General features: G+C 47.4%; 6 protein-coding genes. 3 read left to right on the forward strand and 3 right to left on the reverse strand.

All coding sequences use genetic code 11. The features are described 5' to 3' along the window. A partial coding sequence (locus tag IQ270_RS24825; protein ID WP_193975845.1) for an FAD-binding oxidoreductase occupies nucleotides 1-1,095 on the forward strand: 1,095 nt, incomplete at its 5' end. Between the two features lie 135 nt (nucleotides 1,096-1,230). Then, nucleotides 1,231-2,637, forward strand: coding sequence for a (Fe-S)-binding protein (locus IQ270_RS24830; RefSeq protein WP_193975846.1), 1,407 nt, complete (start codon nucleotides 1,231-1,233; stop codon nucleotides 2,635-2,637). A gap of 292 nt (nucleotides 2,638-2,929) precedes the next feature. On the opposite strand, the gene IQ270_RS24835 is transcribed toward IQ270_RS24830, so the two are convergent. Continuing rightward, nucleotides 2,930-5,167: a WD40 repeat domain-containing protein gene (locus IQ270_RS24835; protein ID WP_193975847.1), complete on the reverse strand. Its 2,238-nt coding sequence runs from the start codon at nucleotides 5,165-5,167 to the stop codon at nucleotides 2,930-2,932. A 719-nt stretch (nucleotides 5,168-5,886) separates the two neighbouring features. Here IQ270_RS24835 and IQ270_RS24845 point away from each other — a divergent pair. Then, a complete protein-coding gene (locus IQ270_RS24845) occupies nucleotides 5,887-6,399 on the forward strand; it encodes a phycobiliprotein lyase (RefSeq protein WP_193975849.1) in 513 nt (170 codons plus the stop codon). Between the two features lie 272 nt (nucleotides 6,400-6,671). On the opposite strand, the gene IQ270_RS24850 is transcribed toward IQ270_RS24845, so the two are convergent. Both IQ270_RS24850 and IQ270_RS24855 read right to left on the reverse strand, forming a co-directional pair. Beyond that, entirely contained in the window at nucleotides 6,672-7,475 is an 804-nt protein-coding gene (locus IQ270_RS24850) for a hypothetical protein (RefSeq protein WP_228056676.1), read from the reverse strand. A 37-nt stretch (nucleotides 7,476-7,512) separates the two neighbouring features. Further along, the coding region (locus IQ270_RS24855) for a DUF3769 domain-containing protein (RefSeq protein ID WP_193975850.1) at nucleotides 7,513-9,440 on the reverse strand (1,928 nt) is incomplete at its 5' end.

A 9,440-nucleotide genomic window follows, 5' to 3' on the forward strand; every position in this document is an offset into this window, starting at 1 on the left:
CTACCAAGGGGGGAGCAAGATGTTGTCAAAGTCCCGCTTTTTAAGGGGGATTTAGGGGGGATCGCGGCTGTGAGTACATCGCGCTTAAACAGGCTTGTAGAACACGCTGTGGGCGATTTAACGGTGACTGCGGAAGCGGGGATGAAGTTTGCGGATTTGCAGGAAATTTTAGCTGCAGCAGGTCAATTTTTGCCGATCGATCCAGCATATCCGCAACAGGCAACTTTGGGCGGGATTGTGGCTACTGCTGATACGGGTTCGCTGCGACACCGCTACCGGGGGGTGCGCGATTTGCTGTTGGGAATCACCTTTGTGCGATCGGACGGTAAAATAGCTGTAGCCGGCGGTCGAGTCGTTAAAAATGTCGCCGGTTACGACTTAATGAAACTGTTGACCGGTTCCTACGGCACGTTGGGCATCATTTCTCAAGTAACTTTCCGAGTTTATCCATTGCCCGAATCATCGGAAACTGTAGTGCTGACAGGGGAAACTAATGCTTTAGCCCAAGCTGCTCAAATCTTGTTATCCTCTGCCTTGACTCCGACAGCCGTTGATTTGCTGTCACCGCAGTTAGTAGAAAAACAGAGTTTGGGTAAAGGTTCGGGATTAATCGTAAGGTTTCAAAGTATCGCCGAAAGCGTCAAACAACAATCAGCCCGCTTGTTGGAAGTTGGCGAAAAGTTGGGCTTGCAAGGTACTAGCTGCGGCGGTAATGATGAGCGTCAGTTATGGGAAAAATTGCCAGAAACAATGTGGAATTCTGCCCATAATTCAGCAATTATTTGTAAAATAGGCATCAGACCGTCGGAAGCTGTCAAGGCAATTAACGAGTTGCCGGTACAGGACGCTTTGATTCATGCCGGCAGCGGTTTGGGGGTTTTGCGGTTTGAGACGGCGACTGCTCAAACGCTGTTGCAGGTACGCCAAGGGTGCGAAGCTAAAGGCGGTTTTCTGACTGTTTTGGCAGCACCGACTCGCATCAAGCAGGAGTTAGATGTTTGGGGCTATACTGGAAGTGCGATCGATTTAATGCGCCGGATCAAACAAGAGTTTGATCCGGGAAATATGTTAAATTGCGATCGTTTTCTAGTGTGAATCAGATGCTTTTTTTTATGAACCGCGAAGGCGCAAAGAACGCGAAGGAAGGAAAGAGAAGAGAGTGTGTTCCGTTGACTAAACTTCATGCGTTAAATCCGTTAAATAATCCGCTGCCGAACTTCTTTCTGCCCTATGCAAACTTCAGAAACATCTCAAATTTCTAGTCAGGATTTAAAACCAGCGAAAGAAAGCAATTTCCTAGCACAAAATCCGCACTTGCCAACTCTCGAAATCGGTTTCGATGCTAACAATCCGCCGGATCCGAAATTAATCGATACTTGCGTACACTGCGGCTTTTGCTTGTCAACTTGTCCGAGTTATCGCGTACTAGGCAAAGAAATGGATTCGCCCCGAGGTCGCATTTATTTAATGGATGCAATTAACGAGGGCGATGCACCTTTAAATTCAGCAACTTCGCAGCATTTTGATACTTGTTTGGGCTGTTTGGCCTGCGTTACAACTTGCCCTTCTGGAGTTCAATACGACAAGTTGATTTCTGCAACTCGCCACCAAGTTACCAGAAACCAAAAACGCACTTTTTCTGACAATGTAATTCGCACTCTGATTTTTAATCTCTTTCCTTATCCTCACAGATTGCGGCCTTTGCTTGTACCGCTGTTTGTTTATCAAAAATTAGGACTGCCAAAACTAATTCGTAAAACAGGTTTGCTGAAAAAAGTATTTCCTCGCTTGGCGGCGATGGAATCAATTTTGCCGCAGGTGACAGTTGATTCTTTTCGGGATAATTTACCGGAGGTTATTCCCGCACAAGGGGAGAAACGCTATCGAGTTGGCGTGATTTTAGGCTGTGTGCAGAGGTTGTTGTTCTCGCCTGTTAATGAGGCTACGGTGCGTGTTTTGACGGCTAACGGTTGCGAGGTTGTGATTCCGAAAAGTCAGGGATGCTGTGCTGCTTTGCCGGAACATCAAGGACAAGCTGAACAGGCGAAGTCTTTGGCGCGACAAATGATTGACAGTTTTGAAAATACTAATGTTGATTTTGTAATTATCAACGCAGCCGGCTGCGGTCACACTTTGAAAGAATACGGTCACATTTTAGCTGATGATGCGGAATATCGGGAGAAAGCTGAGAAGTTTGCTGCTAATGTGAAAGACGTGCAGGAGTTTTTGGCAAGTGCGGGAATGACGGCGAAACTCAATCCTCTGGTTGAGGGAGATTTGACGATTGTTTATCAGGATGCGTGTCATTTGTTGCACGGACAAAAGATTGGTTTGCAGCCGCGCCAGTTGCTGCAACAAATTCCTGGTGTGAGGTTAAAAGAACCTCTGGATGCTGCTTTGTGCTGTGGTAGCGCGGGGGTTTTCAATATGCTTCAGCCCGAAATTGCTGATGAGTTGGGTGTGCAGAAGGTGGAGAATTTGCTGAATACTGGGGCCGAGTTGATTGCTTCTTCTAATCCGGGTTGTTCTTTGCAAATTAAGAAGCATTTGGAGTTGCAGGGTAAACAAGTTACTTTGATGCACCCGATCGAGCTTTTGGATTATTCTATTCGTGGGGTGACGTTGCAGAGGCGTTAGTTGGCTGGGGCGGGCGGTGTCTGCCCTGTTTTTGATGGTGAATCAGATTTTTTTTGATGAACCGCAGAGGGCGCTGAGGGCGCGGAGTTAGAGAGGAGAGAGCAAGATGAATAGGCTATTGTATTGAGAAAGATCGCACTTTGGGCTGCTGTCCTAGCGGAAAGACTGCGCTCGATGGGAATTGAACCGGAATAATTGTAGACTGGATTGGGCAAAGGGCGATCGCACTTTTAAATTTTAGCAAAAGTGCGATCGGCATCATAACCAATAACCAATAACCAACAACCAATAACTAATGACCAATTCCCTCTTCCAACCTCAAAAAATGCACTTGTCCCGAAGCTTCCGCCGCCACAATTGTCACCCCATCCGGTGCAATAGCGCAAGCTTTCAAAGCACTATCTCCCATGAAACTAGCAATTTCTTCTCGACTCAATAAATCCCAAACTTTGAGAGTATTGTCGTCGGAAACAGAAATCACCTTATTTCCCACAGTCGCCACAGATGTTACCGCATCCCCATGACCTGCTAAAGTAAAAACTTCTTTTCTACTTGACAAATTCCAAACTTTCAGATTGTTTTCACGGCCGCCTGAAATTGCCCATTTGCCATCCGCCGTAACTGCCACAGCATTCACAAAACTTTCATGACCTTTGAGGGTGAAAAGTAGATTTTTGACTGCTAAATCCCATAAATTTGCCAAAATATTCTTTTCTTTCCCCAAACTCCAAACTTTCAGAGTTTTGTCGCCGGAAGCCGAAATCATCCGCTTGCTATCGGGAGTAACTGCCACAGCTTTTATCCCGTCCTCATGACCGGAAAAAGTAAAAATTTCCTTTCCGGTTTCTAGATTCCAAACTTTAATAGTTTTGTCTTCAGAACCGGAAATCGCGATCGTTCCATCCCCAGTCACTGCCACAGAGTTTACCCAGTCCGTATGACCCGTCAAAGTAAATATTTCCTTTCCGGTTTCTAGATCCCAAACTTTTACGGTTTTGTCGCCGGAACCCGAAACTATTCGCTTGCTGTCTGGTGTTATTGCGATCGCTTTTACCCAATCTTGGTGTCCCGCAATAGTACAAATTTCCTGTCCGTTTTTGTGATTCCAGACTTTAATGCTGTTGTCTCCAGATCCGGAAATTGCTTTAGTACAGTCCGCCGTCACTGCTACAGCATTTACCCAGTCGTCGTGACCTGCAAATGAGAAATTTTTTTGCCCTATTTCTAAGTGCCAAACTTTGAGGGTTTTGTCTGAGGAACCAGAAACTATCCGCTTGCCATCGGGGGTAACTGCCACAGCATTCACTGGGGCGATGTGATTGGTAAAACTGAAAAGTTCTTGTTTTGTTGCGAGATTCCAAACTTTCAGCGTTTTGTCGCCGGAAGCTGAAATTACCCGCTTGCCGTCGGGAGTTACTGCCACAGCTTGAACGAAACTTCCGTGTTTTCCTAAAGTAAAAAGCTGCTTTTGTTCGGACAAACTCCAAATTTTTACAGTGCCGTCGTAACTGCCGGAAATGATTTTTTCGCCATCGGGAGTAACTGCTACTGCTTTTACCCAGTCTGCATGACCGTTGAGGGTAAAAAGTTCTTTTCCTGTTTTTAGGTTCCAGACTTTGATGCTGTTGTCTCCTGAACCGGAAATCAACAGTTTGCTGTCGGGAGTTATTGCTACGGACTGGACAAAGCTGCTGTGACCTTTTAGGTTGAAAATCACTCCTCCTGTTGACAAATTCCAAACTTTTATGCTGCCGTCCCAGGAACCAGAAATTATTTGATTGCCCGAGGGTGTTACTGCTACTGCTTCTACTGCGAAAGTATCGCCTGCCAATGTTGATATTTCTGTTCCTGTTGCTAAATTCCAAATTTTAATAGTATTGTCCCAAGAACCAGAAATTACTTTAGTGCCGTCTGGGGTGACGGCTACAGCATTGACGTAGGTAAGATGACCTTTGAGGGTGAAAAGTTCTTCTCCTGTTTCTAAGTGCCAAATTTTGAGACTGTGGTCGGAGGATGCAGAAATTACCCGCTTGCCGTCGGGGGTGATTGCTACAGCTTGTACCCAATCTGTATGTCCGGTGAGGGTTCGCAGCAATCTCCCGCCAGGAGGGGTAAAGCTGGTGGTTAGCGGGCGCAGCCAGGGGTTTTTCTGTTGTTTTGCTTGTGCTACCAGTGCTTGAATTTCTGGGATTTCAAAAGGCCTTAAGCGGGCAATTAGTTGGGCTGCTAGTTGGGTTTTGTCTTTGGCTATAATGTGGGCAGAAAGACAAATTGCTTCTTGAATTAATTTGAATTTGTAGGCTTTTTCGTCTGGGGTAATAATATCGAAATTTGTTGCCAAATCGTAATCTTCTATTAGGGCTTGTACTCCTGATGCTGACAGCTTGGCTTCGATAAAATTGTAATCTGTTAGTAAGCTGTATAATTTCTCTGAGTCTGAAGTTGCTGTTAGTTGATTTGGCAGGATTTTCAGACAGTGTGTCTGTTCTGCGGGCTGCATTTTATCCAGCCCTTGGGTAAACTCGCTCATAAATTTGTGGATGTCTTTTTTTTAAAATGTATGCGATCGCTAGCTGCACCTTGCTCAAAACTTGATCGAGAATCTTTGCTCTTGACTTACCTCTTGACTTAGCATGACATATTTGAAGGTTATTTGCTACGGTGCTGCTGCCCTCGATGAGGGTGATGTTTCGATGCCTCGCTGGTTTTTGAGTCAGACTCTGCTTTGAGAATGTTCGAGGAGTTCGATTATTGTCAACTGCTGCCAAGATAATTTAATTCAACATTTTTAAATTTACCGATCGACAACCATCTGACATATATCGTTGTTTTTCTTAACATAGCTGGTGCTTGGGCAATGATTGTCGATCGTCTCAAAGCTAAAAATTTTGATGTGTGGCAATCCTATTTGATTTTGCAAGACTGGCGGCAGACAGGATGGGGGATACTTTAATTTTCTGTCAATTTGGCCGCATCGGGGAGCTAGATGTCCCTCCGGTTGAGTTTTGTACCGGGGCGGCATTTGCAATCGGCTTCGCCCAAAACTCTCGGAAAGTTTTGCAGGCGCGCCCCATTCCTTTAAAATATAGAACAGGAGTTGGACTGTTAAACCGGGTTTTTAGCCAAAATCGTTGGTTTGATTGCGGTTTCACCACCACTTGTACGCAGGAAAAAACCGGGTTTAACAGTCCCCAGCGCACAAGTGGCGATCGAAAATAAACAACTATTTTAAGTTTAGAGACAAATTTCATGGATGTGATTGAGTTTTTTGAGTTGAGTGCAGGTAAATGGTTTTCCCAGCGTACCGTACACAATCTTAAGTCTGGCGAATTGCAAGCAGGTAAATCTGACCTCAAAATAGAAATGGTGACAGCTAGCGACGCAGCAGTTGTCAAACTTTGCCAACAGCACTCGATCGATCCGACTTCCACTAAACTAAAGGGCGTTCGGATTTCTTGGGATGGTACTGCCGATCGCAACCAAGCTAAACAAGTTGGTTCTACAATTTTAGCGATCGTGCCGAATCCTGACAATCCTAGCGAAGGTCAAGTGTTGCAAGAAAGGGGAAACAGTCGCTACGTGATGGGCGGCGATGATGTGCTGACATTGATTACAGAATCGGATACAGTCTGTGCCGAAGAAAGGCTGTGGTATCTCATGCCCAATCTGCGGCTGCGGACTAGCGTTGTTAAACAAGCTAACGGTACCGAACAGGCATCTTTTTGTTCGGAAATTCGGATGGGAGTAAGTCCGAAAAGTTAATATTCCGTCGATTTGAAATTTGCTCTGCGGATGAATCTGAGATCAATTGCGGTTGCACTCATACCGGAATTGTTGACGGTTGACTGTTGACTGGCGGGTCGAAAAACTGAATGGTTGAGTGTTAACTGTTGATTCGATTTTATGATTGGGATGCAACCGTCCACGATATGAGACATTAAACTTGGGTCTGATCTTTTTGACTTTCCACTACTTAAATCGGGGACTATCTCTATTTTTGGGACTGTCAAAAATAACTATTTTATTCCCAAAGTTTACACCTTATTTCTGCTTTGTCTCTTATTTATGCGGCCTTTGAGGGCAACGGCTTTTAACTTGGCGTGAAAATCAGTGTGTTTGACAACTGGGAATGATTTGGCGGCAGGTTTGCCCGCTAAGAAGCGATCGACCTCGGCTCGATCGGCGACGGCGGTAACAGCTACGTCTTCATATACTACAACTTCTGTACTTTCTTTTGTACGATCGCCCGCAGGCATTTTTTCTGTTTCCTGTATTTCTGTGTTCGGGACTTCTGTCTCTGGCGCGCGATCGACTTCGGGCTCTGACGACGTCGGCAAATCTAACTCTGCGACACTAACTTCTGCTGATTCGGGGTTCGATAAAACTCTATCGTCCGGCGACTCCCCCGCATCTTTTTCAGAAGTTAAATCTTGAGGAAAATTGTTGCAGACTAAGCGTTCAAACTCGCGATTAAAATGATAGAGAGGTTCTCCTATCCGATGCCACATACTCAATAGCTGTCCGACGGAAACAGCCTTGTAGCGCCCTTGATAAAGCGCTTCAACTACTGCTAAACGCAGCCAGTAGCCGGGATACTTGGTCAGCCATTCACCCGCCAATTTCTCGGCTTTTTTGCCACCTAGGTCAAAGCCGTAGTGAACCAGCAGAGCCGCTGCTTGTGCAGATATTGCCGTCACTTCTATCATTTGTTGTCTGTTGACTGTTGAGTGTTGAGTGTTGAGTGTTGACTGTTGAGTGTTGAGTGTTGAGTGTTGACGGTTGAGTGTTGACGGTTGAGTGTTGACGGTTGACTGTTGTCTGTTGAGTGTTGGTTCCAAATACCCTGTTTGACAAATTCCCTATTAGCCAATTGAATTAATCGGATAAACGCACGCCTCCTTCTACTGTTCGCACGTCCCCGGAAAAAGGTTGGGGAGTGCCGTTCCAGTTGAAGTCGCTGATTCTAAATGTCAGGCTGCCGACTTGACGTTCGGGGTTAAAACGTAAAATAATTGCGTAGCTGCGGCGGCTGTATTCTAAAGTGTAGTTGGTACTGATTGCTTCCTTGCTGTCTAAATTAATCGCTCTTTGAAACCCGACTCGAAACCCTCCGTAAACTTGCTGGACAAGTCCAAAAGACAGGACTTTCAAATCTACTAGCCGATCGAACAAATAAGGCGATGTGCCGTCTTGCGCTACCTGAGTGTAAGTCACGTTAAATCCAGTGTAGTCGAGGAAAGGGCGGGAGAAATGACCGAACTGCCCTTGAATGCCGATGCTGCTGGCGATCGAGTTTTGTCGGTCGCCGCTGCTGTAATAAGAGCCAACTCCCCGGACTCCCAAGGCCAGTTGCAAGAAAGGAACCACTGGCGTTCGGGTGTACCTCAAACCTTGGGTGGGCGTGCGGGGCAGGGGTTGACCTTGCCACAGGTTGAAGCCGCGGCTCAAGGCGACGCTGGCTTGGGCGCGGCCCAAATCGATGCGGTTGTTTTCTCGCACTGGTTCGAGCAAGTCTGCTCGATCGGTGTCAGCATTGATAAATTGATACCCGGCTTGGTAGCTGAGATTGATGCCTGTTCCTCCGAGCCCGATGACTGGGGAAGTCAGGACTGCTCCGAGGCTGCTCTGTACGGTTTGAAAGCCCAGAGAGCCGTTAAACAGTCGATCGCGGTAACTGTATTCTGCCGCTAGAGAGTGAGTGCCGATCGACTGCCGCAGGCGCAAATTGCCCCGAAAGCTGTTTTCTGGCAAATTCGGGAAATCTTCAAAACTCAGAAATATCGCCGAACCTTCCAGATTGGTGCGCGGGCCCAGCCTAGAAGTCAACTTGGCTTTGAGCCCGTAACTGTCTGGAAAAAACGGATTGCCGCCGTGCTTTTCCACTGCCCGCTGAAGGTAAATTTGGGGTGTCAGGGTTAGTCGCACCGGCCCGTTTTGCAACACCTGAAAACCGCACTCGGCATACAAACCGCCCCTGTCCCCGCCGTCGTAGCCAAAGGTCAAACAAGGGCCGTTTTGTTGCCTGCTGTCAAACACTTGCCTGCGGGGGTACACGGGTATTTTGATTTGGTTGTCGAACACTAAACGGGGCGAGTTGGTGACTAATTCTTCAGCCGTGGGGGAAATCCTTGTAATCGTGGCCCTCCGGGCTCTGTATTCAAATTCTGGCGGGGAAAACGGGTCGTTAGTAATCCGAATGTTGGTTGCTACTCTGACGCCGTTTGGCAGAAGTTCGAGGCGTTCTGCTTCAAAGCGGACGCGGTTGACTGCGCCGACAACTTGGGGGGCTGCTAGCTGTCCGCCGCCGCCGACGGTAACGGTGGCTGCTCCGGAGGATTTGACTTGGCGCAGGGGCTGCTGGCTGGTAATTCGATCGCTCAGAGGCTGTTCGAGAATGGTGCCGGCACTGATATCTGTGGGTAGTGTGGGTGTTAATTCGGTGCTGGCGGCGGGGAGAAATATTTCGCCGCTTGCTTGTTCGACGGTGCCGGCATTGAGTCCTAGATTGAATTCCATCTGGCGGCCGCGTATTACTTGTTGGCCGCGGGTATAGGCGACATTGCCGGATGCTATCACTTGGCGGGTGACTAAGTTGACGATCGCGCGATCGGCATCAATCACAGTTTGCCGGAACCGCACCACCACATTACCAACCGCCGTCACGATTTGCTGCTTGTCATCAAATTCTTGGCTGTCGGCCTTAACTTCGATCGTATCTGCCGGACTCACCGGAAAAGGCACCGTCCGCTCAGATGGTGCGGTGCGGACTCCCGGCGTGGCTGGTTTGGGCTGCGGTTTCGGCG

Origin of the sequence: Microcoleus sp. LEGE 07076, from assembly GCF_015207455.1 — a bacterium.
Classification (GTDB): Bacteria; Cyanobacteriota; Cyanobacteriia; order Cyanobacteriales; family Microcoleaceae; genus Microcoleus.

What these genes read in the sequence shown, in the direction of transcription:
- IQ270_RS24845 (WP_193975849.1), top strand. Translation starts at nt 5,887, where the DNA reads ATGGATGTGATTGAGTTTTTTGAGTTGAGTGCAGGTAAATGGTTTTCC.
- IQ270_RS24835 (WP_193975847.1), bottom strand. Translation starts at nt 5,167, where the DNA reads ATGAGCGAGTTTACCCAAGGGCTGGATAAAATGCAGCCCGCAGAACAG.
- IQ270_RS24830 (WP_193975846.1), top strand. Translation starts at nt 1,231, where the DNA reads ATGCAAACTTCAGAAACATCTCAAATTTCTAGTCAGGATTTAAAACCA.